This window comes from Nannocystis exedens, assembly GCF_002343915.1.
Taxonomy (GTDB): domain Bacteria; phylum Myxococcota_A; class Polyangia; order Nannocystales; family Nannocystaceae; genus Nannocystis; species Nannocystis exedens.
The window spans coordinates 8,678,819-8,705,225 of sequence record NZ_NETK01000001.1 but is presented as its reverse complement, the minus strand read 5'-3'; the positions used below and the strand labels follow the sequence as shown (position 1 = coordinate 8,705,225).

Genomic DNA, 26,407 nt, shown 5'->3' with positions numbered 1-26,407 from the left:
CACCCGGCCGTCCCCGAGTCCCCGCGAGCGAAGGATGGAGCCGCGCCCGGATAGGCGAGGCCGATCCAGCCGGTCGCGGCCCGGAGGAGCCGCGGACACATCCCCGCATCCCGGGACCCGCCACGAGCGGCTGCGGACGCGAGCCTCCGCAGCCGCTCCGCTCAGGCGCGCCGCGGCAGCTCGCGGGCCAGGTGGCGATCGATGAGGCGCGCCAGCGTCTCGACCCATGGCTCGTCCATCATCGTGAAGTGATCGCCGGGCGTGCGGTACAGCGAGAACTCGCCCTCGACCAGGTCGAGCCAGTACATCCCCGCGTGCGTGTCGCGGGCGTCGCGTTGTTCGCTGGCCGCGAAGTAGACCACCTCCGCCGAGATCGGCCGGGGCTTGTAGCGCTGCTCGGCCAGGCACGTCGCCAGCACGATCTGGCGCAGCGCCTCGTCGGTCTCGAGCGCCGCCACGAAGCTCTGGTACGACGTCGACTCGCACGACGCGAACGCCTCGTGGCTGCGGAGGAAGTCGTCGATCGTCGCGATCACGTCCTCGTACACGGCGGGCATCGACGGCGCGTCGAGGATCAGCAACCGGACCGCGTGGCCGCGGGCCTCGAGCTGGCGGGCCACCTCGTAGGCCGTGATCCCGCCGGCCGAGTGCCCGCCGACGGTGTACGGCCCCTCCGGCTGCACGCGCAGGATGTCGGCCACGTAGCGCTCCGCCATCGCCGGCACCTCGTCGAGCACCGGCTCGCCGGGGTCGGTGCCCGACGCCCGCACGCCGAAGATCGCCGCCCCGCCGGCGTCGAGGTGGCGGGCCAGCGGCAGGTACGTGTAGACCGTGCCGCCGATCGGCTGGACCAGGAAGATCGGCCGCGTCCCCGGGCGGCCCGGCCGCAGCTGGACCAGCAGCGACTGGCCGCGGACCTCGTCCTGTTTGCCGAGCAGGCTGCGCAGCGCCGCCACGAAGTCGGCGAAGTTCGGGTGCTCGAGCAGCGCGTGGACCGGCGTCGTCACCCCGAAGCGCTCGCGGACGCGGGCGCGGATCTTCACCGCCGTCAGCGACGTCCCGCCGAGGTCGAAGAAGTTGTCCTCGTCGCGCACCCGCGCGACCCCCAGCGCCTCGCGCCAGATCTCCGCCACGATCGCCGCCAGCCCGTCGCGCGGCGCCTCCTCCATCCCCTCGCTCGCGCTCTCCGGCTCCTCCGGCGGCGGCGGGGCCAGCACCAGCGTCGGCGCGGCCGGGCGCAGCTCGAGCGCGTGGCGGGTGCGGGCGAACGGGTACGTCGGCAGCGGCACCTTGCGGCGGCGCTCCTCGCCGGTGAACGCCTCCCAGTCGATCGTCGCCCCTGCGCACCAGAGCTGCCCGAGCGCCAGCATCAGCGCCTCGAGCTCGCTGCGACCCGAGCGCCAGTGGGCCATCGTCGCCACCACCAGCCGGTCCGGGCCCGCGTCCGGGTGGTTGCGGATGAAGCTCGCCAGGTGGCCGCCGGGGCCGACCTCGAGGCACACGAAGTCGGGGTCGGCGTGCAGCGTCGCCACCCCGTCGGCGAAGCGGACCGTCTGGCGCAGGTGGCGGCCCCAGTAGGCCGGGTCGCGGATCTCCGCCTCGATCCACGCGCCGGTCACGCCCGAGATCATCGCGATCTGCGGCGCCGCGAACGCGACCTTGCGGGCCCGCTCGACCAGCCGCTCGACCAGCGGCTCCATCAGCTCCGAGTGCGACGCCGTGGCGATCGGCAGCCGGCGGGCCTCGATGCCCTCCGCCTGCAGCGCCGCCACGAACGGCTCGATCGCCGGGGCCGCGCCCGCGATCACGCAGTCCTCGGGCCCGTTGATCGCCGCCACCGACAGCCCCGGCGGCAAGCGGGCCGTCACCGCCAGCGGCACTGCCACCATCGCCGCCGGCGGGGCCGCGTCGCACAGCGCCCCGCGGGTGGCCACCAGCGCGACCGCGTCGGCCAGCGAGAACACCCCCGCGATCGCGGCCGCCACGTACTCGCCGAGGCTGTGGCCGAACAGCGCCGCCGGGCGCAGGCCCCAGCGCATGAGCTGCAGCGACAGCGCGTACTCGACCGCGAAGATCGACGCCATGTTGCGCGACGGCGCCAGCAGCCGCTGCTTGGCCGCCTCGAACCCGCCCGGCGGCGGGAACATCGACGTCCGGATGTCCTCGCCGAGCTCGCGCTCGAACAGCGCCGCGCACTCGTCGAGGGCCGCGCGGAACACCGGCAGGTGGGCGTACAGCTCGCGGCCCATGTCGACGTGCTGGCTGCCGCCGCCGGGGAACACGAACACCACCTGCGGCGCGCGGGCGCGCACCTGCCCGCGGACCACCTGGCCCGGGCTGCGGCCGCTCAGGGCCGCCTGCGCGCCCTCCGAGTCGCGGCAGACCACCACGCAGCGCGCCGGCGCCAGCGCGGCCCGCCGCTGCAGCGTGTACGCGACGTCGGCCAGCGGAAGCGACGGTCGCGCGCGCAGGTGGGCGGCCAGCCGCTCCGCCTGCGACGCCAGGGCCGCGCTCGTACGCGCCGACAGGGGCAGCAGCGGCCACGGTCGCCCGGGCCCGCTCGGCGCCGCCGCGGGCGCCTCCTCGAGCACCACGTGCGCGTTCGTCCCGCCGACCCCGAACGCGCTCACGCCGGCGCGCCGCGGCCCCGCGCCCGCCGGCCAGGCCACCGGCGCCGTGTTGACGAAGAACGGGCTCTCCTCGAGGTGCAGCTCCGGGTTCGGCCGGCGGAAGTGCAGCGTCGGCGGGATCTGCCCGCGCTCGAGCGCCAGCGTCGCCTTGATCAGCCCCGTCACCCCGGCCGCCGCGCTGAGGTGCCCGAGGTTGCTCTTCACCGACCCCAGCGCGCAGCTGCCGACCGGCGCCTCCGCCCCGCGGAACACCTGCGTCAGCGCGGCCACCTCGATCGGGTCGCCGAGCCGCGTCGCCGTCCCGTGGGCCTCGACCAGCGCCACGCTCGCCGGCGACACCTCGGCCGCCGCGTAGGCCCGGCGCAGCACGTCGACCTGGCCCTGCAGCCCCGGCGCCGTGTAGCCGACCTTCTCGGCCCCGTCGTTGCCGATCGCCGAGCCGCGGATCACCGCCCGGATCGCGTCGCCGTCGCGCAGCGCGTCGGCGAGGCGCTTCAGCACCACCACCCCGACCCCGCTGGCCGCCACCGTCCCGCCGGCCTCGGCGTCGAAGGGCCGGCAATGGCCGTCGGGCGACAGGATCGACCCGTCCTCGTGGACGTGGCCGAGCACCGACGCCGGCGCCACCGCGGCGCCGCCGGCCAGGGCCACGTCGCACTCGCCGGCGCGCAGGCTCTGGCTGGCCAGGTGGACCGCCACCAGCGACGTCGAGCACGCCGACAGCACCGTCACCGCCGGCCCGCGCAGCCCCAGCTTGTAGGCCACGCGCGACGTCAGGTTGTCGGGGATGTTGGCCACCCCGCGCTGGAACTCGTCGATCCCCCCGGCCGAGCCGCCGAGCGCCAGCCAGTGGCGCGGCGCGTCGCAGCCGCCGAACACGCCCACGCGCAGCGTCCCGCGGGCCGGGTCGCAGCCCGCGTCCTCGAGCGCCGCGAACGCCGCCTCGAGGAACACCCGCTGCTGCGGGTCCATCAGCCGCGCCTCCTGCGGGCTGTAGCCGAAGAACGCCGCGTCGAAGCAGAACGCGTCGTTCATGCGCCCGAACGCCGGCACGAACCCGGGCGCCGTGCGCAGCGCCGGGTCGACCCCCGCCGCCGTCAGCTCCTCCGCGTCGGCGAAGCGGATCCCCTCGACCCCCGCGAGCAGGTTCTGCCACAGCGCCTCGACGTCGTCGGCCCCCGGGAAGCGCCCCGCCATGCCGACGATGGCGATCGCCTCGCTCGCGCCCTCCGGCCGGGTCGCCGTCGTTGCAGCTGCAACCTCCGCCGTCGCCCCCGCGAGCCGGCCCGCCAGGCTGCGGATCGTCGGGTGCTGGAACAGCTCGACCATGTCGAGCCGCCGCCCGAACCGCGCCTCGATCGCCGTGCGCACCCGCGCCAGCAGCAGCGAGTGCCCGCCGAGCTCGAAGAACGGCTCGTCGATCCCGACCTGCTCGAGGTTCAGCACCTCGCGCCAGATCGCCGCCAGCGCCTGCTCCACCTGCGAGCGCGGCAGCGCGAGCGCCCGCGCCTCCGCCCGCGGGCTGCGCTCCGCCAGCGCCCGCACGTCGACCTTGCCGTTCGGCAGCGTCGGGAACGCCTCCACCACGACCACCGCCGACGGCACCATGTGCCCCGGCAGCCGCGCTCGCGCGAATTCGCGCACCGCCGCCGACAGCCTCGCCTGGGCCGCGCGCGGCACCACGTAGGCCACCAGCTCCTGGCGCGCCGCCACCACCGCCGCGTCCTGCACCTCGGGGTGGGCGCGGACCACCGCCTCGACCTCGCCGAGCTCGATGCGGAAGCCGCGGAGCTTGACCTGGCGATCGAGCCGCCCCGCGAACTCGAGCTGCCCGTCAGCCCGCCAGCGCACGCGGTCGCCGGTGCGGTACAGCCGGGCCCCGCGCACGCCGGAGAACGGATCCGGCACGAACCGCTCGGCCGTCAGCGCAGGCCGCCCGAGGTAGCCGCGGGCCACGCCGGCGCCGCCGACGTACAGCTCGCCGAACACGCCGACCGGCGCCGGGTTGCCGGCCGGGTCGAGCACGTAGACCTGCACGTCGACGAGCGGCCGGCCGATCGGCGGCGGGCCCTCGCCGGGCTCGCACGGCGCCGCGGTCGCGCACACGGTCGTCTCGGTCGGCCCGTAGGCGTTGACGAACCGCCGCCCCCGGCCCCACCGCGCCACCAGCTCGGCGCTGCAGGCCTCGCCGGCCGCGACCACGTGCACGAGGTCGGGCAGCGGGTCGTCGGCCATCGCCGCCAGCACCGACGGCGGCAGCACGCACATCGACACCCGCTGGCTGCGCAGCAGCTCGCTGAACTCGGGCCCCGGCACCGGCAGGCGCGGCGGCAGCAGGCACAGGGTCGCGCCGACGCCCCACGCCAGCAGCAGCTCGAACACGAACGCGTCGAAGCTCAGCGCCGAGAACTGCAGCACCACGCTGGCCTCCGTCAGCCCGAACAGCGCCCGCTGGGCCCGCGCCAGGTTGACCGCGCTGCGGTGCTCGACCACCACCCCCTTCGGCCGCCCCGTCGAGCCCGACGTGTAGATCACGTAGGCCGCCCGCGCGGGATCGTCGGCCACGGTCACGTCCGTTGGATCCGCATCGATCGCCGCATGATCGGCGTCGAGCCGGATCACCTCGCGCCCGGCGAACCGCTCGGCCAGCCGCGCCTGCGTCAGCACCACCCGCGCCCCGCTGTCTTCTAGCATGAACGCCAGCCGCTCCGCCGGATACGCCGGGTCGAGCGGCAGGAACGCCGCCCCCGCCTTGAGCACCGCCACCACCGCGATCACCAGCTCGAGCGAGCGCTCGACGCTGATCGCCACCAGCGACTCGGCGCCCACGCCTCGCGCCGCCAGGTGCCGCGCCAGCGCCCCGGCGCGCCGCTCGAGCTCGGCGTACGTCAGCCGCTCGTCGCCGAGAGTCACCGCGACGCGCGCCGGGTCCTGCGCCGCCGCCCGGGCCACCAGCGCGTGCATCATCTCCGGCCGGCCCGGCGCCGCCGCGGTCCGGTTCCAGCGCGTCACCACGTCGGCGCGCTCCTCCGGCCCGAGGATCGGCACCTGCGACACCCGCCCCTGCGGCCGCGCGATCGCCCCGCGCAGCAGCGCCAGCAGGTGCTCGCCCATGCGCTCGATCGTCGCGCGCTCGAACAGGTCGGCGCTGTACTCGAGCGACGCCGCCAGCTCGCCGGCCTCCTCGGACACGTACAGCGTCAGGTCGAAGATCGCCCGCGGCACGTCGGCCTCGACGCTCTCGACCTGCAGCCCGGCCAGCCGCAGCGCGCGGGCCCCCGGCGGCTGCGGCGCGAAGCCGACCTGCACGATCGGGTTGTGGCTCAGCGTGCGCTCGGGCCTCAGCTCCTGGACGATGCGGTCGAACGGCACCGCGTCGTGGTCGTAGGCCGCCAGCGTCGTCTTGCGCACCTGCGCCAGCAGCTCGAGGAAGCTCGGGTCGCCGGCGAGGTCGACGCGGATCGGCAGCGTGTTGACGAAGAACCCGACCAGCCCCTCGAGCTCGACGCGGTCGCGGGCCGCCGTCGGCATCCCGAGCACGATCACGGGCTCGCCGGTGTAGCGGTGCAGCAGCGCCGCGAACCCGGCCAGCAGCACCAGCGTCGGCGACAGCCCGGCCGGCGCGCCGATCCGCCGCAGCGCCGCGCTGACCTCCGCCCCCGGGCGCAGCGCCACCGCCCCGCCGCGGAAGCTCTGCGTGTTCGGCCGCGGCCGGTCCGTCGGCAGCGGCAAGAGCCGCGGCGCGTCGGCCAGCGTCTCGCGCCACCACGCGATCGACCGCTCCAGCCCTTGCTGCAGGCGCCCGCGCTCCCACGCCGCGTAGTCGGCGAACTGCAGCCCGAGCGGCGCGAGCGAGGCCTCCTCCCCGCGCACGTCGGCCTCGTAGAGCGCCGCCAGCTCGTCGAGCAGGAGCCGCATCGACCAGCCGTCGGTGACGATGTGGTGCAGGTCGAGCAGCAGGAAGTGCTCCTCGTCGGCGAGCTGCACGAGGCACCCGCGCACCAGCGGCCCGCGCTCGAGGTCGAACGGCCGCCGCACCTCGACCGCCAGCCTTCGCTCGAGCTCGAGCGCCCGCAGCTCGTCCGGCAGGCCGCGCAGATCGAAGCGGCGCAGCGGCACCGCGCCGCGGGCCGCGATCACCTGCCGCGCCTGCCCCTCGACCTCGAGGAACGTCGTCCGCAGCGCCTCGTGACGCGCCACCAACCCGTCGAGCCCGCGCTGCAGCGCCGCCGCGTCGAGCCGGCCGCGCAGGCGGAACCCGTGCGGGCAGTTGTAGGCCGTGCTCTCGGGCGCCAGGCGGTGGAGGAAGAACAGCCGCTCCTGCGCCAGCGACAGCGGCAGCGGCCCGTCGCGCCGCGCCGGCTCGATCGGACTCGCCTCGCTCGCCGGCGCCCGCCGGGCCCGCACCAGCGCCGCCAGCCCCGCCACCGTCGGCCCCGCGTACAGCTCCGCCAGCGCCAGCTCGACCCCGAAGGTCCGCCGCACCCGCGCCAGCACCTGCGTCGCCAGCAGCGAGTGCCCGCCGAGCGCGAAGAAGTCGTCGTGCGCGCCGACCCGCTCGACCTTCAGCACGTCTTGCCAGATCGCCGCCAGCGACACCTCGAGCTCCGAGCGCGGCGGCACCGACGTGCCCGCCGTCGCCTCGTCCTCCGGCCGCGGCAGCGCCCGCTTGTCGATCTTCCCGTTCGGCGTCAGCGGCAGCTCGCGCAGGCCCACGAACGCCGTCGGGATCATCGCCTCCGTCAGCGAGCGGCGGAGGAACGCGCGCAGCTCGATCGCCACCTCGCCGGCCGCCTCGCCCTGCGTCGGCACGAAGTAGGCCACCAGCCGGCGCTCGCCGGGCGTGTCCTCGCGGGCGATGACCACCGCCTCCTGCACCCGCGGGTGGCGGGAGATCGCCGACAGCACCTCGCCGAGCTCGACCCGGACCCCGCGGATCTTCACCTGATCGTCGCGCCGGCCGAGGTACTCGAGGGTCCCGTCGGGCCGCTGGCGGGTGATGTCGCCGGTGCGATAAAGCCGCGCCCCCGGCTCCGTGGCGAACGGATCGGGGACGAACCGCTCGGCCGTCAGGTCGGGCCGGTTCCAGTAGCCGCGGGCCAGGCCCTCGCCGCCGAGGTACAGCTCGCCGGGCACGCCGACCGGGCACAGGTTCATGTGCGGGTCGAGCACCCGCACGCGGGTGTTGGCGATCGGCCGCCCGATCGGCGGGTGCGGCACCCACTGCGAGCGCGCCTCGGGCAGCGCGAACGCGGTGACCACGTGGGTCTCCGCCGGCCCGTAGTGATTGTGCAGGGTGCAGTGGGGCAGGCGCTCGAACAACGCGATCACCGGCGCGGTCAGGTGCATCTGCTCGCCCGTCGTCGTCACCTCTTTGAGGCTGCGCAGCACCTCCGGGCGGTCGGCGAACTCCTCCGCCAGCTGCTGCAGCACCACCACCGGCAGGATGACCTTCTCGATCGCCTCGGCCTCGATCACCGCGCCGAGGCGGGCCACGTCGTGGCGGACCGCCTCCTCGATCATGTGGACCGAGCCGCCCGTGCGCCAGGCCGTGAACATCTCGTAGAAGCACACATCGAAGCCGAGCGCCGCGAACTGCAGCGTGCGCGCCCCGCCGAGCAGCGCCTCCGCGTGCCACTCGATCAGGTTGACGAGCGCCGCGTGCGGCATCCCTATCCCCTTCGGCCGGCCCGTCGAGCCCGACGTGTAGATCACGTACGCCAGGTCGCCCGGGTCGGTGCGCGGCAGCGGCACCGGGCTGGCCTCGAACGGCGCGTCGACCAGCACCGGCTGGGCCTGGCACTCGGGCAGCGCGGCCGCCAGCGCCGAGGTCGTCACCATCGCCACCGCCCCGCTGTCGGCGACGATCCATCCGACGCGCTCCGCCGGGTACGCCGGGTCGAGCGGCACGTAGGTCCCCCCGGCCATCAAGATCGCCAGCACCCCGACCGCGAGCTCGAGCGAGCGATCGAGGAACAGCCCGACCGGCACGTCGACGCCGACGCCGAGGGCCCGCAGGCGCCAGGCCAGCCGGGTCGCGCGGGCGTGCAGCTCGCGGTACGACAGGCGCACGCCGGCGCCCACCACCGCCGGCGCCTCGGGCGTGCGCGCGACCTGGGCGGCGAACAGCCCGTGCAGGCAGTCGGGCCCGACGTGGGGCGCGTCGGTGGCGTTCCACTGGTGGACGATCGTCTGCAGCTCGGCCGGCACCAGCAGCGCCAGCTTGGCGATCGGCCGCGCCGGCTCGGCCAGGCCCGCGACCAGCACCATCTCCCAGTGGCCGAGCAATCGCGCCACCGTGTCGGCCTCGAACAGGTCGCGGTCGTAGGCGGCGACCAGCAGCCCGTCGCGCAGGTCGATCGACAGCTCGAGCTCGTGGCCCACCACCCCGAGGTCGAGGGCGACCGCCGACGGCTCGGCGCACGTGCCGTGGAAGTAGACCTGGCAACCTGGCGCGCGGGTCGTCATGGCCGCGACCAGCGAGGCCAGCGCCCCGTGCTCCTGCGCCGTGGCGATGGCCGCCCGCGTGCGCTCCAGCAGCGCCTCGAAGCCCTGCGCCGGCGCGACCGTGACGCGCAGCATCCAGCGGTCGGCCACGGGCCCCAGGCGCAGCTTCCCCGCCGGCCTGGCCGCGCGTGCCTCGACCACCAGCTCCGCCTGCCCGGTGTAGCGATGCAGCACCGCCAGCAGCCCCGCCAGCGCGACCGTCTCGACGTCGACGCCGGCCCGGGTCGCCGCGGCCGTCAGCGCCGCCGGCAGGTCGTCGCCGACCCGGCGCGACACCCTGCCCCCGGTGCGGGCGGGCACCGGCGAGCGCGGGCGGTCCACCGGCAGCTCGAGCAGCGCCGGCGCGCTCGCGTGCTGGGCCTGCCACCACGCGATCGCCCCGCGCGTCTGCGGCGTCTCCAGCGACTCGGCCTGGGCGCGCAGGTGTTGCGTATAGACGCCGGTCACCTGTCCGGCCATTGGACCGGTCCCCTCGACCAGCATTTGCCATTCCTTGAGGAGGGACTCCGCGTCGCTGTCTGCATCGGCGAGCAGCGCGTGTACGACCAATACAGCCAGGTGACGGCCGGCGCGCTGGCGGATCAGGTAGATCCGCCAGGGTGGCTCGTCGCGGGGGTCGAGGCTGCTGCGGGCCGCCTCGCCGGCGCGGCGCAGCACCTCCTCCTCGCTCCAGTCGCCGCCCTCGATGCGGACCAGCCGCTGCGACGCGGCCCCGGCGATCACTTGGTACAGCCGCGGTTCGCCGTTCTCCTGGGACTGCTCGCGGAAGGTCGTCCGCAGCAGATCGTGGCGCTCCCCGAGCCGGAGCGTCGCCTGCTCGACCCGCGCCGCGTCGACGGGTCCGTCGATCCATGCGCCGGCGCAGCGGTGGTTCACCGGCGACGGCCCGAACAGCCCCAGGCGCAGCCATACCAGCGCCTGCTCGCACGAGGCCGAAATTGTGTAGCCCGCGACAGGGCCCTCCCGATGCGGTGGGCCGACGTCGACGCAGTCAACTCCCGTGTATACATCCGAGCGACGAAGGTGCACATTTCCCCCTTTATGCGCGAAGAGCACGCGCTAGAGCCCGTCCCAGCCACTTCTCTCGCGCGCGGATATGTATCGCCGAGGAAATGCCCGTAGTCGTGGAGCCAAATAAAGACTATGTCCCGTGTAGCGGGTATGAATAGATATACACCGCGGCAACTCGCCGAGTAATCCGAATTCTACCGGCCGGACAGCTGTCCGCCATTCGCTTCGCGAATGTCATTCGCCGAACCATGTATTTCGAGGTGTCGCGACGCCGGGCAACGAATTTTCGCGCCGGTGCAACGACTTCGTGCGGCGCGGGGAGATCTCCCGGGCGAATGACATGGTGAACCATTCACGGCTCCTGCAGCGAGCGGCTCGCCGCGCGATGTGCACACCCTGGTGTGTTTCTCGGACGCCGCCGACACACTACAGGAAAGGTCAGCATCGCGCGCCCTTGGATGTGCATCGGTCTGTCTCCACATTTCGCGACCGCTGCGGACGCGGACGCTCTCCGGCCGTGAGGTCGGCGACTGCTGCTTGCACTGGACCCCGATGAGGCCGCCCGGCGGCCCGACGGTACGTCGACGCCGAGGGGATCGCTCGACGAATCATACCACCCTTGCGCGTCGTGCCGACAATCGATCCAGCGCACCTCCCCGCTCGCCGACCGGACTGTCCCGCGCTCGTGCGTCGCGCGACGGCGTGGCCACGCTCGCCGACCCGGACTGTCACGACCCCGAACACGGCGCCGCACGATCGGGTCCGCTCGCCGCGCGAGACCGCCGCGGTCACCGCTGCGAATCACAGTTCGGCCCACCACCGCCCCCCGGAGCGCATCGGCGGACCGTCGGCACTCACCGACGCGGCCACCACCCTCCCCGGCGCGACCAGGCCGCGATCGACCGCACCCGCGATCGCCCGCGCCCTGCCCGCTCCCGGGGCCGTGAATCTCGAGACCCGCCGCGAGCCGACGACGCCGCCGAGCTGCGAACAGCTGTGATTGCAACCCACCGCGATCGACGAATGCCGCGCAAAGAAAAGCCTTGCCTCGTCCCGGCTCGCCGCGGGTCGATGCACCGGCACCGGGTCCGGATGAAAACACCGCGCCCGACGGCGCGAGCCCGTCCTCCCCTCCGACCACGATTCGCCGCACCGCCGCCCCCGCCGCCGCTCCTTCGCTGGCCGCGACTTTCGGCAGCACCTCGCCATCCGCCGCGATTCCCCGCACCGCCGCCCTCGCCGTCGGCCCAATCATCACCGTGCCGCTCTCCGGCCTCGGCGACGCCGATCCTCGAGCAGGCGCCGAGGCGGTCGTCTGGCGCGTCGCCCCCTCTCTCACCTTCCTCTTGTTCAAGAAACAGAGACGGGCCCGCACCTTCCGACGGTAACCGGCGGGCCCACCAGCCGCAACCGGGTCGCCCTGCCACCAATCTTCGAGGACGCCCGAATTACGGCCCGCAGCCAGCGCCTGCTCGATCCAGCGGCGGGCCGCCGTGAATCATGCCTCGCGTGCGGCGTCCCGCGGTCGATCGACCGCATGTTTCAAAAGACATCCCGTGGGCAGCCCCGCGCTGCGACAGATCGCCGCCTCGGCGAGCACCCGACGGCGAGCTGCTGCGACGGCCTACCGTCGATTCCCCTGCGCAACCGCGGGACGGTCCCGTGACCGCTCGGGTCCGCATTCGACGCCCCGGCCGGACGGTGGCCGCTCGCCGCCGCCTCGCCGCACGAGTCACGTCCTGCGGTCACCCCCGCAGTGGACGACCCGCCGCGAGCGCTCCTCGGTGCCCCGGACTCCGACGCACGCGGTCCTCCCATTGCCCTGTCGCTCGCACGCACCGGCGAGGATCACGAGCCCCTCGGTCGCGCCCTCGGTCGCCCCCGCCCCCTCACGCGTTGCGCTCGGCGATGTGGATCGCGCTGGCGACGCTGTGCGCCACCGCCTCCTGCAGCAGCGACGAGAACAGCGAGTACGCCGCCTCGTGGCCGTAATACAGCCCCACCGCGCGGCGCTCGTCGATGCGGAACCCGTGGCGCCACGCGATCGCCCCCCTGTCGGCGCGCCGGATCTCCACGTCCAGCTCCCCCTCGAACGACAGGAACGTGAACGGCGCCCCGAGCAGCGCCAGCACGCCGAGGGGCACCGCGTTGCTGTGGAGGCGCAGGTCGGTGCGGCGGATGGCGCCGTCGATCACGTAGGCCGCGTCGCCGCCGGCGCGGCAGCGTTCGGGCGAGGCCGTGACCTCGATCGGCCAGTCGGGCCGCGCCTCGCGGATCGTCGCCGCCAGCAGGTCGGGCAGCGCCGTCTGGAGGTCGCCGGTGCGGACCAGCGGTCGTCCGTTCTTGCTGCCCGCGAACCCGCCGCGGTCGACGTAGTGGATCGTGTTCCCCATGTAAAGAAGATTGGGCCCGGGGACCAGGCCGATCGGCGAGGTGGTCATCAGCCGCTCGCCGCGGAGGTCGTCGAATCGACACACGAGCAGCGACACCGGCGGGCCCGCGGCCTCGGGCAGCGCGGGCAAGGCGACGGGCGCGTCGTGAAGCGGGGACAGCTGGGTACTACAGCCCGCCGCGACGAGCGACGCGACCATGACCCCGCGTGAGAGCATGCGACGATGAACTCGACGAGCGGCCGCATATTCCCGCCCCGAGGACGATCCTCGCCGCGCGAACGAGCGCGCCGTCGACGACGCCGCGACCCCGGTCCCGCCCCGCCGCTCTGCTCGCCCGCTCCTCACCCCATTCACCGTCCGCCTTGCGCTCGCCCTGTTGAGCATCCGCCTGCCTCGTGGGGCTGTCACCCCATTGGACACTCCTCCCCTCCACCCCGAGCTCGGACGACCCGGCGGTGAGCCCCCTGCCTCGCGGCTCCCCTGCACGACGTTCGTCGTCCACTGATTTCGCCGCATGGATCATCACTCGCCTTCTCTGCGAAAGCGCCGGGCCGCCCGCCCGCCGCCATGCCACGCTCACCTCATCGGCCGTTCGCTCGCCTTCTCGGCGCGGACCGCCTGCTCCATCGCCTGCACGACATTCGCCAATCCGCGGCTCACGCCCCATCCAGTCATTCGCGTCCTTGCACCCCGCTCTCCGCCGGCTCGCGCCGACCCGTGCGCAGCGCCCCTCGGCCTCGCTGCGAAGCCGGGTCGCAGCGCCGTGCCCGTGCGTCAGCGGCGGGCCCTGATGACGCCGGGGCAGGTCGACGTCGCGCGTACATGCGGCGCGACGCCTGTCCGTCCCGCGCACGGATCCCGCAAGTCTTGCCGGCACGACTCGCTGGTGTCGCGTATCGCCGGTGATACAGTGCAGTGCATCGATTGGCTGTCGACCGGAGAATGGCGGTGATGGAGCCCATACGCGCGTTGCGCCCCCGATCTACCGAGCTCCTGCGCGGGGACCTGCGCGACGTGAGCCTCGTCTCGTTATTGCAACTGGCGCAGGTCGAGGCGATAAGCGGGTGGCTGCGCGTCGAGGGCCGCGGCGAGATCACCTTGCTCAAGGGTCATGTGGGCGGCGTCGCCTGCGGTCGGCTGAGCGGCGTCGAGGCCCTGCGCGAGCTCGCGTTCCACGACCGCGGCCGCTTCGTGCTGGCCCGCGGCGAGCCGGCCGGCGATCGCTGCGGCGACAACGTCACCTTCGCGCTGATGGACGCCTATCGCCTGCGCGACGAGTGGAAGCGGCTCGCCGACGCCGTGCTGCGGCGGGTCGACGACAGGCCGTGGAAGCCCACGGGCGGCCCGTTCGACCCGATCGTGCTCGAGCTCGACGGCCACCGCACCCTCGCGGAGCTCGTCGATCCGGCCCTCGGGATCGTCACCCTCGTGATCGACGCCGCCCTCGACGCCCTGCGCCTCGGCCTCGTCGAGCGCGTCCCCGACGCCCAGCGGCGCCCGCCCCCGCGCGCCGTGGTCGACAGCGAGGACTTCGACGACCTCGTCGACCGCGGCCGCGCGCTCGCCCGCCGCGGCGACTACGACGCCGCCGAATCGCTGCTCCGCCGCGCCCTCGCCCGCAGGCCGGACGATCGCGCGGTCCAACAGAACTTGCGGGCCCTCGCCCGGCGCCGCGCCGCGGCCGGGCCCGACGCGGAGGAATTCCGATGACCCGTTCCGAACAGATAAGCAAGCTGCTGCGCAACCTCTCCACCACCACCCCCGACATCGAGGCCGCGGCCGTCGTCGACAACGACGGCCTCCTCATCGCCTCGGCCTTGCCCGCCGACGTCGAGGACGACCGGGTCGCCGCCATGAGCGCCGCGCTCCTCGGCATGAGCGAGCGGATCGTCCGCGAATTGGCGCGCGGCGAGTTCTCGCTGGTCATGGTCCGCGGCTCGCAGGGCTTTGCGATCCTCGCCCGCACCGGCGCCGACGCCGTGCTCACCGTGCTCGCCACCGAGGCCGCCAAGCTCGGCCTCGTCTTCCTCGACATCTCGCGCGCGGCGAAGGAGATCGGCCGCCTGCTCGGGTGAGGCCGATGCACGGGGTCGAGGCCCAGCTCACCACGCTCCTGGGCGGCATGAACCGCGGCGGCGGCTACCCGCTGTCGCTCGTGTGTACCGACCAGGGCCTGCTCGTCGCCGCCGCCGGCGAGCACGCGCGCAGCGACGTCGCCGCCGGGCTCACCAGCCTGTTCGACGACATCGTCAACCGCGCCGTCCGCGACCTCGGGCTCGCGGGCGTCGACGAGCTCACCCTCGCCGCGCCCGACGCCGGCCGTGTCGTCATTCGCCCGCTGGCGCGCGACTGCGTGCCGCGGCTGTTCCTCGTCGTCTTCGTCCCCGGCGGCCGCACCTGGCGGCGCCACACCAATCACATCACCCGCAAGCTGCTGGCGCTGCTCGGCCCCTGGCTGACGCGCGCCGCGACCCCGCAGGAGCCCCCATGACCGACTCGTCCGAAGTGTACGCCGCGATCTGCCGCTTCATCGGCTTCGACGCCGACGACGCCGCGCGCCTGCGCGACCTGGCCCCGCTGTTCGCGGCCCACGGCCCCGCCCTCACCGACCGCTTCTACGCCAAGCTCGCCGCCGACCCCGAGCAGGCCGCGCTGATCGCCGGCCGCGTCGACGCGCTCAAGCAGACCCACCTGCGCTGGCTGTCCGAGCTGTTCGCCGGCGACTACGGCGAGCGCTACTTCGCCGAGCGCTGGCGGATCGGCCTCGCCCACGTCCGCGTCGGCGTCCGCCCGTGGTGGGTCGAGGCCGTCACCAGCTTCCTCCGCGGCGAGGGCCTCGCGCTGCTCGAGGCCAACCTCGACGACCCCGAGCGCCGCGCCGCCGCCGCGCGCAGCCTGCTGAAGATCCTCGACCTCGACCTCATGATCATCAACCTCGCCTACGCCGACGACCGCGTCGATCGCCTGTGCCGCTTCACCGGCATGAGCCGCAAGCTGATCGAGCGCTGCATCGCCCAGGGTCGCTGACCGGACGCGCAACCGCCAGGACGCGCCCGCAGTTGCGTTCGATCGGAGCGGCAGGGACGCATGATACACGCTCCATCGCCCGCGGGTCCGCGCCCGAATCGATACCCGCACCCGCGCCGGCCAGCGATGAGCCGCGACGTGCCGTGCTCGCCCGAGCTCTCGGCCGCGAGCGCCCCCGGCCCCGCAGGGTGCTTGCGCGTTTTGCGCAAATATATTCTCTTGCAAGCATATACTCGTTGGGCCACGCTGTTGGCGTGTCCGAGGCGTTTCAAGTCCTGGCCGAGCCGGCGCGGCGGCAGATCCTCGACCTCTTGCGCGAGCGTCCGCGCCTCGTCGGCGAGCTGACCGAGCGGCTCGGCTTGCCGCAGCCGAGCACGTCGAAGCACCTCAAGGCGCTGCGCGAGGCGGGCCTCGTGCGAGTCGGCCGCGACGGCACGCGGCGCTGGTACCGGCTGTGCCCGGAGCCGCTGCGGGCCATCGATCGATGGCTCGCCCCGTACCGCCGCATGTGGGAGAGCAGCTTCGCCGCGCTCGAGCGCCACCTCGATTCCATGCCCGACGACGACGACGACCCCCCGGCGAAGGAGCCCACATGAACGACAGCTTTCACACCATCGACGGACGTCACGTCCTCCGCATCGAGCACCGGCTGAAGCACCCGCCCGCCAAGGTCTGGCGCGCCCTCACCGAGGCCCCGCACCTCGTCGCGTGGTTCCCGGCGGCGATGGACATCGACCTGCGGGTGGGCGGCGCGATCCGCTTCACCATGGGCGACCACGTCGACACCGGCGTGGTGACCGACCTCGAGCCCCCGCGCGTGTTCGGCTTCACGTGGAGCGGCGATCACCTGCGCTGGGAGGTCCACCCCGACGGCCCGGGCAGCCTCCTCGTGCTCGTCCACACCTTCGACGACCGGGCCGGCGCGGCCAGCTTCGCCAGCGGCTGGCACGTCTGCCTCGACGCCCTCGAAGCCGCGCTGGAGGAGCGCCCGTTCGTCCCGCCCGACGACACCTGGGCCGCGCACGAGGCCTTCGTCGCCGCCTTCGGCCTGGCCGAGGGTCGCGCCGAGGCCACGCCCGACGGGTGGGTCGTCCGCTTCGAGCGGCAGTTCCGCCGCCCCGTCGAGCGGGTCTGGCCCGCCCTGCTCGCGGGCGCCGGCGCCTCGCTGGCCGTCGGCGATCCGCCCCCGGCCGCCGCGACCAGCGAAGTCGCCCCCGCCGGCCCGATCACCGAGCTCGCGCCCTCGTCTGTCCTCGAGTACAGGTGGCTGCGCGACGGTCGCCCGGTCGGCCGCGTCCGCTGGGAGTTGTCGCCCGGGCCGGGCGGCGCCCGCCTGGTCCTCACGCACACGGGGCCGCACGCGCTCGCCGAGCTGCGCCCCGCGGCCCTGGCCGCCTGGAGGGACCACATCGAGCGCCTGGCCGTCGCCACGCGCTGACGATGATATGTCCCGAGGACATGTCCGAGCGCGGCGCCACCACCTGTCCTTTCGGTCATGGCATCACCCACGGTCCCGCGGACAGACTCGCCGTGACGCGCCGCTCGGACCCGTCACCAAGCCCAGATGCGTCGCCCGAGCCACTGACGGCGGGGCGCTCGGTCCCGCGGGACATACTCGCCGTGACGGGTCCGCTCGGGCCCGTCACCGAGCCCTGACGCGACGCACGAGCACACCGACGGCCGCGGCGCTCGGTCCTCGGCGCCCGACACCGCGTGCCCGGCCGCCTCGCGCCTGGCCGCGCCCCGCAGCGACATGTCCTTCCGGACACCTCGCTGGCCGCGACGCCGCAGCGCCTGCGGTCGTCTCGCGGCCGCTCACTTGTAGCCGCGGGTGAGCAGCATCTTCGCCGAGGCGTCGAACGACGCCTGCGGCGGCACCTCGAACTCGAAGGCGTCGGCCAGGCGCGTGATCACGTTGAACGCGAACGCCACCATCAGCGCGTCGATCACCCCCTGGCGCGACACCCCGGCGGCCAGCACCGGCGCGACGTCGGCGGCCGTGAGCGACTCGCGGGCGCGGGTCACCTTCGTCAGCAGCCGCAGGGTGGCCTTGACCTTCTCGGGCAGCGCCGCGGCGTCGGGGTCGGCCAGGGCCGCCGCGACCGTCTCGTCGCCCATCACCTTCGACGCGACCGCGCCGTGGGCCCGCGTTCAAAACTCGCACTCGTTCTTCTTCGCCACCCAGGCGGCGAACAGCTCGCGCTCGCCGATCGACCACTCGGACGGCCCGCGCAGCACCTCCTGGAACAGCGCGCCCATCGGCTTGCCGAACATCTCCGGCCGGTAGCGCAGGGTGCGGACGACGTCGGGCGCCCGGTGCCCGCTGAGCACGCGGATCAGCCCCAGCATCAACTTCTCCCGCAGGCCGCGCGGCGACTCGATCGACGGGATCCGCATGTCAGCCCTCCCTCTCCGCCAGCGCCGCCACCAACGCCGCCATGCCCGCCTCGAACTGCCGCGTCGCCTCGCCGACCGCGGTCGCCACCGTGAGCTCGAAGATCGCGTCGTCGTCGAGCCCCGCCTGGCGCACCGCCGCCATCATGTCGTCGTCGACGCGGTCCGCGTTGCGCTGCACCGTCGCCACGTACTCGGCGATCGCCCCGGGCGAGCCCTCGCCCTCGTACGCGCGGCGGCGAGTCGCGCGGTCGGTGGCGCCGTCGCGGGTTAAGATCGCCTGCTGGACCGCGGTCCGCAGCGCGCTGAAACGGTCGGCCTCGTGCATACCGCGAGCATGCCACAGCCGGCCCGAGCTGGAGGAGCCGCCGCGAGGCGGCCCATGCCCTGCCGGCCCGAGCCCGCCCCGCCGCTCCGAGACCCGCTCGGGCATGCGGGGCGCGCTCGCGCCCACGGGACCTACTGAACTTCAGGACATGTACTTCGGAGCAGAACTCTGGGTCGACACCGGAGCCGCTCGAGGGGCGAGGTTCGGCGCAGCCGGGCAGGTCCGGCGCGGCCGTCGTGCGGCGCCCGTCGAGGAGCGCCGCGGGGCCGGTCCGCGCTGCCAGGACGAGGGCCCTGGACGCGGCGGTGGCTCAGCTCGTGTGCGCCGACGCCGACGCCGACACCGCGGCGGACTGACCGCCCCGACGCGGCCACTCGAGGCCGAGCTTGATGATCCGCCGCTTGAGCGCGTGCCGGGTGATGCCGAGGAGAGACGCCGCGCCGACGATGTTGCCGGCGGTGGTGAGCGCCTCGTTGCAGAGGCGGCGTTCGGCGTTCTCGAGGTTGAAGTCTTCCAAAATCATCTGTGGCAAGGTCCGTACTCCGTGACGATGTGTATATCGCAACGGGGTGTTCTCGCGCGGATCAAGCGGAGCCGCGGCGGCAACTCACGACCCCTCCAGCGCCGGTTTTACAACCGATTTGGGCCGGCGTCGCGGCCGCGAGGGCCCGCCCACGAGCGGCCTTCAGCCGGCCCTCCGCGCCCCTGCAGGCGACTTTCACGAAGATTCATCGCCGTCGCGACGGTCCGATCGCCGTCCTCGGTCGCCCGCGAGATCGGTCGAGCCCGACACCCACGAGCTTTGGCGACACGCGCGATTCTGCGCGGCGTCCATCCACGATGACTTCAAGCCCGAACCGGCGGCTCTCGAGGGTCCGACGCGGCGGTGAGAGCGGCTCGCAGGCGCGTGGCGATGTCGTCGGCATGCCTACCGCAGGGCGGTCGTCGAGGTGGTCGGAGCGGCATGCAGGGCACGCCTGCATGCGACCTCCTTCTCCATCACGCCGCGGAGCTCCGGCCGTCGAAAGCTTGCCGTGCTGCTGGCGCCGGACGTGGTGATGGCACTCAGGACAGGTCGGGTTGTCGGCGGCTCGTGTCGTGCCGGTGACCGGCAACGACGCGCGTCGGCTCTCGCTCGCAGCGCGTCCGACCCTGGATGGTGCGAGTGGCCGGCACGCCGATGACCTCGCCGCCGCCTGCGTCGATGGTGGCGCCGAGGCGCGTGGCGACGTCGAGACGGCCGCTCACCACGCCGCCGCACTGCGGGGTCCGCAACTGCCACAGCCCGGGCGCTCCGAACCTGCAGGGTCGTGCCATCGGCCCCGCTGCCGCGTGCAGCGGCCCCCGCCGGCGACGAGCACCCGCCGCAACCCGCGGCGTCGCCGGCCCGCGCGGATCTGCGCGCCAGCGAGTCACCGCCTCGCGACCGAGGCGCGAATTCTACCTGTCACGCCGGCGACGGCCTGTCTCGTCCCGGCTGCATGAGTCACGCGACCGACCCTTCCCGCGACGCCGCGCGCGAGCGCGCGCTCATCCGCGTTCAGGCCGCCAGCGGCGCCCTGTTCGCGCTCTTCCTCCTCGCCCACCTCGCCAATCAAATGTTCGCTGCCGCCGGCCCCGAGGTGTACGACGAATTGCAGGGCCAGCTGCGGGCCGCCTACCAGGCGCCGCTCGTCGAGCTCGCGTGCGTCCTCGGCCCGCTGGTGGTGCACGTCGTCGTCAGCGTGTGGCGGATGGCGCGACGGCGACGACGCGGCCAGAAGCCCGCCGGTAACCCGCGGGCCCGCTGGCAGCGGATCACCGCGATCGTGCTGCTCGTGTTCGTCTTCGGCCACACGCTCGCCACCCGCGGCGCCTCGCTGGTCTACGGCGTGTACCCCGGCTTCGACGGCGTCGCTTACACGCTGGTGTGGGCCTTCGCCTATTTCTTCCCCTACTACCTGCTGTTCTCGCTCGCCGGGCTGTATCACGGGCTCAACGGCCTCGCCCTCGCCCTGCCACGAATCGGCCTGCGCGGCCCCGCGGCCCTGCGCTCGGGCCGGGCCGTGGCAGGCGCCTGGCTGGCCGGCGCGGTGGCGCTGACGCTCGGCATGGCCGGCCTCGCCGGCGCCTTCCACGACGTCCGCGAGCGCGCCGTCGCCAGCCCGTACGCCCGCCTGCTGGTCGACCTCGGCGTCTCGAGCGGCCCGGCCGCACCGTCGCAGCCCGCGCGCTGAGACGACCTCCAACGATCGTCGCCCCGCGGTCACGGCGAAACCTGCGTGGCCCGGCGATCCAGGATCGCGAGGATGTCCGCAGAGCGACCCGGCGGCAGACGTGTCGCGCCGGGCGAGCGGGGGACGGGACCCGAGCGAGCGAATAGACATTGTCGGGGTCGACGCATGAATGCTCGACGCGCTCCGTCGCCGATCTTCGGCCGTGCGAGCGATCGGCCGGCGACGAGCGTCCTCGTCAGAATCTTCGCCGATTCGCACGAGGCTCTGCTCGCTGCCACGGATCGAGCGGCGCCGGTCCCGACCCGCCTCGCGGCGCTCCCGACGCCCGCAGCACCCGGCTCGCCGGCCCTCGTGGCGCCTCGTTCGCGGTTGCAAACTCGCCGAAGCTGCCCACAATCGCGGACGATGATTACCAAGTCCTCTCCGCTTCCCCTTCTCGCCCTGCTCGGCCTCTTTGCATGCAAGGAGGGCGGCGCCGCGGCCGACTCAGCCATTTCCGGCCTGCCCGAGAACAAGAACGTCTCCGAGCTGACCATGGCCGAGCAGGAGCAGCTCTGCGAGGGCGCCCTGGCCTACACCAGGCGCGAGATCACCGATGCCGAGGCCAATCGCGCCCTGTGCTCGCTCCAGGGCATCGTGCTCTCGTCGACGCTGCACGACGGCAGCGTCGAGGACTGCATCGCCGCCCGCGACGAGTGCCTCGCCTCGATCAAGGAGGAGCCCGTCCAGATCGAGGAAGCGAGCGAAGCCTGCCGCAAATACGATTGGTCCGACTGCACGACCACCGTCGGCGAGCTCGATGCGTGCATGGAGGAGGTCGTCACCGAGCTCAAGACATTCTACGAGGACCTCGATTGCGGCAACATCGGCCAGTTCAAGGACGAGATGCCGATGAAAGAGCCCGAGGTCGGCGAGGCCTGCAGCCGCGTGCAGAACGAGTGCCCGGGCTTCGTCCCCGGCGACCTGCTGACCCAAGCCAAGCCGCCGGAGCGCGCTCCCTGAGCGCGCTCCGCGACCACGAATCGCCGGAGCCGCTGCCGCGCGGGTGGCGAAGCAAGATCTGCCGCGAGAGCGGATCGCTCCGCGCGGTGACCCCTGCGTCTGTGGCTGAGCAGCACATGACTCCGCGCCACGCTCGTCCCATGAGGACGCGGTCGCCTTCATGAGACGGCGGGCCCGGCGCGGACCGTTCGGGCGCCGCCAGCGCCATCGCGACATGGCGCGACATTCCGGGATCTCGGGCACCATTTTCGCTTTACCATCGTTCGCGTGCAGGAACGCCTCGCGAAGGAGAGCATCGGAACTCTGCTTGCGCTCGCCGACATGCTGCCGGGCGCGCTGTACCGCTGTCGCAACGATCCCGACTGGACGATGGACTTCCTCAGCGCCGGGATCCACGAGCTCACCGGCTACTCCGTCCGGGAGGTCGTCGACGAGCGCGCCGTGTCCTACGGCACCGACATGATCGTGGCGGAGGATCAGGCGCGCGTCTGGGAGGTGGTGCAGGCCGGACTCACCGCCCGCAGCAAGTGGGAGATCGAGTACCGGATCCGCCGCCGCGACGGGCAGGTGCGCTGGGTCTGGGAGCAAGGCCACGGGGTGTTCTCGGCCGACGGCTCGCTCGAGTTCCTGGTCGGGTACATCCTCGAGATCGAGGACCGCAAGCGCGCGGAGGCGCTGCTCGGCGACCGCGAGGCGGAGCTGGCGCGCAAGAACGCGGAGCTGGAGGCCGTGTCGACCCCCGTGCTCGAGGTCGCCGACCACACCCTCGTCGTGCCGCTCATCGGCGAGCTGACGGCCAGCCGCGACGCTCGCCTGCTCGAGGTCTTGCTGCCGGCGATCGTCCAGCACAAGGCGCGCTGGCTGCTCATCGACATCACCGGCCTCACCGAGGTCGCAGCCGCCTCGGCCGCGTCGCTGGTCAAGCTCGTACGCGCGGCGTTGCTGCTCGGCGCTCGTTGCATCCTCACCGGCGTGCAGCCGCGAGTCGCCCGCGTGCTCGTCGGGCTGGATGTCTCGCTCGGCGAGCTGCGGACCGCCGGCTCGCTCAAGGACGGCCTCGCGCTACGCCAGGCGTAGGCTCGCGTCCGACCGGGGCCATTCACCGCAGTCCCGGCGCTCGCCCGGCTCCGTCGCCGCGCCGACCTGGCCGTACGAACACGCCGTCGCGCGCGCAGGGCCGCGATGGCCGCGGCCGCCCCCTCGCCCGGGGTGGCGCAACGCGCGGCGGTCGGAGAGCACGGTCCTGCGATTGGGCCCTCACGCGCGAAGCCGGCGCCCCTCGTCGCCGCCGACGTCGCAGCCCCGCGGATCGCCCTGGGAAAACTCCGCGACGAGAGCCCGCGCGCTCCCACGGCGTCGCACCGCCGAACCGAGGCGAACACCCTCTCCGCCCGGTCGAACGCCGCGATCGTCGCGAGCCGCCGCGCTCGGCGAGAATGCTGGGTCTGGCTGTACGGTTTGCTGACGATCGAGTTCACGCTCAAGCTCGCGCCCACAAACGATGCGCCGCCGCTGGAGCGCCACGCGGCGGGCGTGTGGGAGGAGACGTCATGCCAAACAGGGATCAAGACCGGCAGCGAGACGAGAGACAGACGAACCGTCAGGAACGGCGGGAGGAGCGGCAGGAGGAGCGTCGCGACGAGCGTCCGCGCGACCAGCGTGACGAGCGGCGGGAAGACGAACGACGCGGCGAGCGCCAGCAGCAGAACCGGCAAGAAGAGCGCCGCGACGAGCGGCGCGAGCGACAGTAGTCACCGCCGCACCGGAGCCGCGATCTGCGGCTCCGGCTCGCCCGCCTTCGTATCGACGATGTCCTCGCGGCTGAAGGTCGATCGCGTTGAAGACGATCGCAGTCCCACGAGGGCGCGGGGCCTCGCGCGAACGCTCGCTCAACCACCTCGCACGGGGACGCGGACCTGGCCGGTGGCGATATAGCGCTGAATCGTGCGTGTGCTGATCCGCAGGCGAGCCGCCGCTCGGCGCGTGTCGCCGCCGGCCTGCGTCAGCGCGGCCTCGACGATCTTGAGCAGCATCGCGTCGAGGCCGTCGTCGAGCGAGAGGACCAGCGGCTCGCCCGCAGGTGCGACGTGCTCGCGGGGCCCCTGGCTCGCGTAGAGGTGCTCCGGCAGGTCGTGCAGACGGACCTGCCGGCCGCCGCGCAGCAGGCAGAGGCGCTCGATGAGGTTGCGGAGCTCGCGGACGTTGCCCGGCCAGTCGTACTGCAGGAGCATCGCCCGGACCGAGCGGGTCAGCCGGGGCGGCTCGACCCGGTGTCGCGCCGTCGCCTCGGCGATGAATTGGCGGATCAGCGGCACGATCGCCGATCGTCGCTCGCGGAGCGGCGGGACGTGCAAGGTGACGCCCTCGATGCGGTAGTACAGGTCGGCCCGGAACCGTCCCGCGCGGACGTCCTGGGCGAGGGGCCGCAAGGTGGCGCACATCAGCCGCACGTCGGCCTCGAGCTTGATCGTCCCGCCGACTCGCATGAATCGTCGGTTGTCGAGGAAGCGCAGGATCTTCGCCTGCATCGGCGCCGGCATCTCGCCGATCTCGTCGAAGAACAGGGTGCCGCCGTCGGCCGCCTCGATCTTCCCGCGCGCGCGTTCGCTGGCGCCGGTGAACGCGCCCCGTTCGTGGCCGAACAACTCGCTCTCGAACAGCGACTCCGGAATCGCCGCGCAGTTGATCGGCACGAAGGGTCCGTGGCGCCGCTCCGACAGCTCGTGCGCGCGGCGGGCCAGCACCTCCTTCCCGACCCCGCTCTCGCCGATGAACGTCAGCATGACCTGCTTGTCGGCCACGGAACGGAGCACGCGATCGAGCCGCCGCATGGCGGCGGACTGCAAGATGGGAGGAAAACCGGCGACAACTTGTCGTTTCTTCGCCATGACCTCGACAAGATACGCTCCTCGCCCTCGTCTCGTCCCGCGAAAGCGGCCCAGAGGGCCACACGGGGCCCAAAGCCCAGAAAGAGACCCGTGGCACACATCCTGCAGTAACCCCCATCGCGTGACCTGCGTCCAAGCCACCAAGACGACCCCCGGCGCGGTGCTGCTGATCAGCGCGGCGGCCAGCCTGACCCACGTGGGGGCGTTGCTGCGCCGCTTCGGCTTCGCGGTGCATGAGCTCTACCGGGTGCCCACCCCCGGGCAGATGGTCGACCACCACGGCCCCGGGCTCCGGCTGGCGATCGTCGAGGAGGCGCTGTGCATCGGCGCCGGCGTCGACCCGCTCACGCTGCTCCTCGACATGCCGTCGCAGGCCTCGATCGTGATCGTGCCGCAGGCCGACTCGCGCCGGGACGAGCCCTCGACGGCCCGTTGCCGCTACCTCCCGCCCAGCTTCTCGCCGCTCGACCTGACCTTGACGATCGTCGACGCGCTGAAGTGGCGAGCCGGCGACGCGAACTGACGCGCCGCCGCGATTCAGGCGCCCGATTCAGGAGCGCCCATGATGTCAGCCGGGCGGTGCTCGACGGGCTATGTTCATAGCCCGCGATTGACCGCGCGGAGCACCGCCCGCGCGCAGGCGTTGCCGCCGCGGACCGCCCCCTCCTGCGAGCCGAAGAACACCTGCTGCGTCCAGTCGCCGGCGAGGAACAAGTTCTCGACCGGAGTGGTCTGCATGGGCCGCCGCGTCATCGCCCCCGGCAGCGGGCGGATCAGGTGGCGCTCGTGCTTGAGCACCACCTGCTTGACCACCTTCGCCGCCGCGATCTGCGGGTTCGCGGCGCCGAGATCGGCGTGGACGTGGGCGACGATCGCCGCCTCGTCCCAGTCCATCAAGGGGTCGGCGGGGCTGACGATCACCGAGATCCGGCTGCCCTGCGCGTACGGATAGGTGCGCCGCGACTGGTCCTGATACACCGCACAATTGCTGCCGGCCACCAGAATGTAGCCGTCGCGGCGCGTGACCACGCGATCGAACCACAGCTGCACCGAGATCGCCGGCGCCGTCGGCAGGTCGCGGATGTTGGCGAAGAACGGCTCGTTGCGCAGCGGCTGCGGGATCTTCGGCGCGAACACCCACGCCGGCAGGGCGACCACGTAGATGTCGGCCGTGAGCAGCTCGCCGCCGACGAGCCTGAAGCCGGCGATCCTGCCCGTGTTCGCGTCGTACTCGATCTCGTCGACCTCCACCTGCATGCGGATCTCGACCCCGCGCTGCTTCAGGTAGGCCGCGAGCGGGGCGAAGATCTGCGGGTCACGCGCGCCCCGATAGCCGCCGAGCCGCGCCCGTAGCGGCCGGATCAGCGTCTGATGCGCCCAGCCGAGCAGGTTGTAGGCCGAGAACTGCTCCGCGTCGGTGAACTGGATCGCGCGGCAGAACGGCCGCAGGACCCGCTCCAGCACCTGCTTCGAGCCGCTCGCGCGCCGCCACCAGTCGACCACCGTGAGGCGATCGAACCGGCGCAGCAGCTTCTCCGGCAGCACGGCCGGGGCCAGCAGCGGGAGCAGCGACAGCTTGGCCAGCGGCCCCAGGTACTTGTTGTTGCCCAGCCCGCCGAGCACCGTGCGCAGCGGCGCGTACACCGGGTTGGTGCCGAACAGCGCCGACGGTCCCGAGGGCGACTCGAACTTCAGATCGTCGGTCCAGTACAGCACCTCGCGCGGCGGACGGCCGATGTCGCGGAGCAGCGCCCGGAATTGTGCATATGCCCCGAGGAACAGGTGGAGCCCCTGCTCGACCCATTCGCCGTCCTGGTCGAGGAAGGTCGACGCGCGCCCGCCGAGGTACGGCAGGCTCTCGAGCACCGTGACCGGCAAACCAGCCTCGGCGAGCTTCTTGGCGCAGGCGAGGCCGGCGAGGCCGCCGCCGGCGATGACGACGCGGGGGTTTTGGCGCGGAACCATGAACCGTGGGTGTGCGCGAGGATGGCGGCGCGACAAGCCGCGGGCC

Annotated in this window: 19 protein-coding genes; 11 read left to right on the top strand and 8 right to left on the bottom strand. The window is 73.3% G+C overall.

Features of this window, described 5'->3' with window-relative positions; genetic code table 11:
* Positions 1-161 precede the first annotated feature (161 nt).
* On the bottom strand, positions 162-10,013 hold the full coding sequence (locus NAEX_RS34135) for a non-ribosomal peptide synthetase/type I polyketide synthase (RefSeq protein WP_170136225.1): 9,852 nt from the start codon (positions 10,011-10,013) through the stop codon (positions 162-164).
* A gap of 2,024 nt (positions 10,014-12,037) precedes the next feature.
* Positions 12,038-12,757 carry a hypothetical protein gene (locus tag NAEX_RS34125; protein WP_143141038.1) on the bottom strand — a complete coding sequence of 240 codons (720 nt, stop codon included), beginning with the start codon at positions 12,755-12,757 and terminating at the stop codon, positions 12,038-12,040.
* Between the two features lie 735 nt (positions 12,758-13,492).
* Between NAEX_RS34125 and NAEX_RS34120 the strand changes: the two genes are divergently transcribed.
* The 6 genes from NAEX_RS34120 (at position 13,493) to NAEX_RS34095 (ending at position 17,006) form a co-directional block, all read left to right on the top strand.
* Positions 13,493-14,251: a DUF4388 domain-containing protein gene (locus NAEX_RS34120; RefSeq protein ID WP_170136224.1), complete on the top strand. Its 759-nt coding sequence runs from the start codon at positions 13,493-13,495 to the stop codon at positions 14,249-14,251.
* The gene (locus NAEX_RS34115; protein WP_096331661.1) at positions 14,248-14,616 is read left to right on the top strand and encodes a roadblock/LC7 domain-containing protein; all 369 of its coding nucleotides are present in this window, start codon (positions 14,248-14,250) and stop codon (positions 14,614-14,616) included. Before NAEX_RS34120 ends, NAEX_RS34115 begins: the two co-directional genes overlap by 4 nt.
* A gap of 5 nt (positions 14,617-14,621) precedes the next feature.
* Positions 14,622-15,032, top strand: coding sequence for a hypothetical protein (locus NAEX_RS34110; RefSeq protein WP_096331660.1), 411 nt, complete (start codon positions 14,622-14,624; stop codon positions 15,030-15,032).
* A complete protein-coding gene (locus NAEX_RS34105) occupies positions 15,029-15,568 on the top strand; it encodes a protoglobin domain-containing protein (RefSeq protein ID WP_096331659.1) in 540 nt (179 codons plus the stop codon). Before NAEX_RS34110 ends, NAEX_RS34105 begins: the two co-directional genes overlap by 4 nt.
* Before the next feature lie 254 nt (positions 15,569-15,822).
* On the top strand, positions 15,823-16,164 hold the full coding sequence (locus NAEX_RS34100) for an ArsR/SmtB family transcription factor (protein WP_096331658.1): 342 nt from the start codon (positions 15,823-15,825) through the stop codon (positions 16,162-16,164).
* On the top strand, positions 16,161-17,006 hold the full coding sequence (locus tag NAEX_RS34095; protein ID WP_096331657.1) for an SRPBCC family protein: 846 nt from the start codon (positions 16,161-16,163) through the stop codon (positions 17,004-17,006). The genes NAEX_RS34100 and NAEX_RS34095 overlap by 4 nt, the downstream gene beginning before the upstream one ends.
* A gap of 377 nt (positions 17,007-17,383) precedes the next feature.
* On the opposite strand, the gene NAEX_RS34090 is transcribed toward NAEX_RS34095, so the two are convergent.
* From NAEX_RS34090 to NAEX_RS34075, 4 genes are all read right to left on the bottom strand, one after another.
* The gene (locus NAEX_RS34090; protein ID WP_096331656.1) at positions 17,384-17,686 is read right to left on the bottom strand and encodes a carboxymuconolactone decarboxylase family protein; all 303 of its coding nucleotides are present in this window, start codon (positions 17,684-17,686) and stop codon (positions 17,384-17,386) included.
* 33 nt (positions 17,687-17,719) lie between these two features.
* On the bottom strand, positions 17,720-17,965 hold the full coding sequence (locus NAEX_RS34085; RefSeq protein ID WP_096331655.1) for a carboxymuconolactone decarboxylase family protein: 246 nt from the start codon (positions 17,963-17,965) through the stop codon (positions 17,720-17,722).
* A 1-nt stretch (position 17,966) separates the two neighbouring features.
* The gene (locus tag NAEX_RS34080; RefSeq protein WP_096331654.1) at positions 17,967-18,290 is read right to left on the bottom strand and encodes a carboxymuconolactone decarboxylase family protein; all 324 of its coding nucleotides are present in this window, start codon (positions 18,288-18,290) and stop codon (positions 17,967-17,969) included.
* A gap of 310 nt (positions 18,291-18,600) precedes the next feature.
* Positions 18,601-18,813 carry a helix-turn-helix domain-containing protein gene (locus tag NAEX_RS34075; protein WP_096331653.1) on the bottom strand — a complete coding sequence of 71 codons (213 nt, stop codon included), beginning with the start codon at positions 18,811-18,813 and terminating at the stop codon, positions 18,601-18,603.
* A 958-nt stretch (positions 18,814-19,771) separates the two neighbouring features.
* Between NAEX_RS34075 and NAEX_RS34065 the strand changes: the two genes are divergently transcribed.
* The 4 genes from NAEX_RS34065 (at position 19,772) to NAEX_RS48715 (ending at position 23,259) form a co-directional block, all read left to right on the top strand.
* On the top strand, positions 19,772-20,506 hold the full coding sequence (locus NAEX_RS34065) for a succinate dehydrogenase/fumarate reductase transmembrane subunit (protein ID WP_096331651.1): 735 nt from the start codon (positions 19,772-19,774) through the stop codon (positions 20,504-20,506).
* A 405-nt stretch (positions 20,507-20,911) separates the two neighbouring features.
* Positions 20,912-21,508, top strand: a complete 597-nt coding sequence (locus NAEX_RS34060) for a hypothetical protein (RefSeq protein ID WP_096331650.1) — start codon at positions 20,912-20,914, stop codon at positions 21,506-21,508.
* A gap of 267 nt (positions 21,509-21,775) precedes the next feature.
* The gene (locus tag NAEX_RS34055; protein WP_143141039.1) at positions 21,776-22,585 is read left to right on the top strand and encodes a PAS domain-containing protein; all 810 of its coding nucleotides are present in this window, start codon (positions 21,776-21,778) and stop codon (positions 22,583-22,585) included.
* Positions 22,586-23,058: 473 nt separating this feature from the next.
* The gene (locus NAEX_RS48715) at positions 23,059-23,259 is read left to right on the top strand and encodes a hypothetical protein (RefSeq protein ID WP_143141040.1); all 201 of its coding nucleotides are present in this window, start codon (positions 23,059-23,061) and stop codon (positions 23,257-23,259) included.
* 138 nt (positions 23,260-23,397) lie between these two features.
* On the opposite strand, the gene NAEX_RS34050 is transcribed toward NAEX_RS48715, so the two are convergent.
* Positions 23,398-24,354, bottom strand: coding sequence for a sigma-54 interaction domain-containing protein (locus tag NAEX_RS34050; protein WP_170136223.1), 957 nt, complete (start codon positions 24,352-24,354; stop codon positions 23,398-23,400).
* Between the two features lie 163 nt (positions 24,355-24,517).
* Between NAEX_RS34050 and NAEX_RS34045 the strand changes: the two genes are divergently transcribed.
* Positions 24,518-24,919 carry a hypothetical protein gene (locus NAEX_RS34045; protein WP_096331647.1) on the top strand — a complete coding sequence of 134 codons (402 nt, stop codon included), beginning with the start codon at positions 24,518-24,520 and terminating at the stop codon, positions 24,917-24,919.
* 74 nt (positions 24,920-24,993) lie between these two features.
* Here the strand turns inward: NAEX_RS34045 and NAEX_RS34040 are convergent, their stop codons facing one another.
* The gene (locus tag NAEX_RS34040) at positions 24,994-26,361 is read right to left on the bottom strand and encodes a hydroxysqualene dehydroxylase (RefSeq protein WP_170136222.1); all 1,368 of its coding nucleotides are present in this window, start codon (positions 26,359-26,361) and stop codon (positions 24,994-24,996) included.
* Between the last annotated feature and the right edge of the window lie 46 nt (positions 26,362-26,407).

Bases quoted from the DNA above. Each gene is read 5' to 3' on its own strand.
- NAEX_RS34125 (WP_143141038.1), bottom strand. From the start codon at position 12,757: ATGCTCTCACGCGGGGTCATGGTCGCGTCGCTCGTCGCGGCGGGCTGT.
- NAEX_RS34120 (WP_170136224.1), top strand. From the start codon at position 13,493: ATGGAGCCCATACGCGCGTTGCGCCCCCGATCTACCGAGCTCCTGCGC.
- NAEX_RS34115 (WP_096331661.1), top strand. From the start codon at position 14,248: ATGACCCGTTCCGAACAGATAAGCAAGCTGCTGCGCAACCTCTCCACC.
- NAEX_RS34110 (WP_096331660.1), top strand. From the start codon at position 14,622: ATGCACGGGGTCGAGGCCCAGCTCACCACGCTCCTGGGCGGCATGAAC.
- NAEX_RS34105 (WP_096331659.1), top strand. From the start codon at position 15,029: ATGACCGACTCGTCCGAAGTGTACGCCGCGATCTGCCGCTTCATCGGC.
- NAEX_RS34095 (WP_096331657.1), top strand. From the start codon at position 16,161: ATGAACGACAGCTTTCACACCATCGACGGACGTCACGTCCTCCGCATC.
- NAEX_RS34090 (WP_096331656.1), bottom strand. From the start codon at position 17,686: ATGGGCGACGAGACGGTCGCGGCGGCCCTGGCCGACCCCGACGCCGCG.
- NAEX_RS34085 (WP_096331655.1), bottom strand. From the start codon at position 17,965: ATGCGGATCCCGTCGATCGAGTCGCCGCGCGGCCTGCGGGAGAAGTTG.
- NAEX_RS34080 (WP_096331654.1), bottom strand. From the start codon at position 18,290: ATGCACGAGGCCGACCGTTTCAGCGCGCTGCGGACCGCGGTCCAGCAG.
- NAEX_RS34075 (WP_096331653.1), bottom strand. From the start codon at position 18,813: ATGATTTTGGAAGACTTCAACCTCGAGAACGCCGAACGCCGCCTCTGC.
- NAEX_RS34065 (WP_096331651.1), top strand. From the start codon at position 19,772: ATGAGTCACGCGACCGACCCTTCCCGCGACGCCGCGCGCGAGCGCGCG.
- NAEX_RS34060 (WP_096331650.1), top strand. From the start codon at position 20,912: ATGATTACCAAGTCCTCTCCGCTTCCCCTTCTCGCCCTGCTCGGCCTC.
- NAEX_RS48715 (WP_143141040.1), top strand. From the start codon at position 23,059: ATGCCAAACAGGGATCAAGACCGGCAGCGAGACGAGAGACAGACGAAC.
- NAEX_RS34040 (WP_170136222.1), bottom strand. From the start codon at position 26,361: ATGGTTCCGCGCCAAAACCCCCGCGTCGTCATCGCCGGCGGCGGCCTC.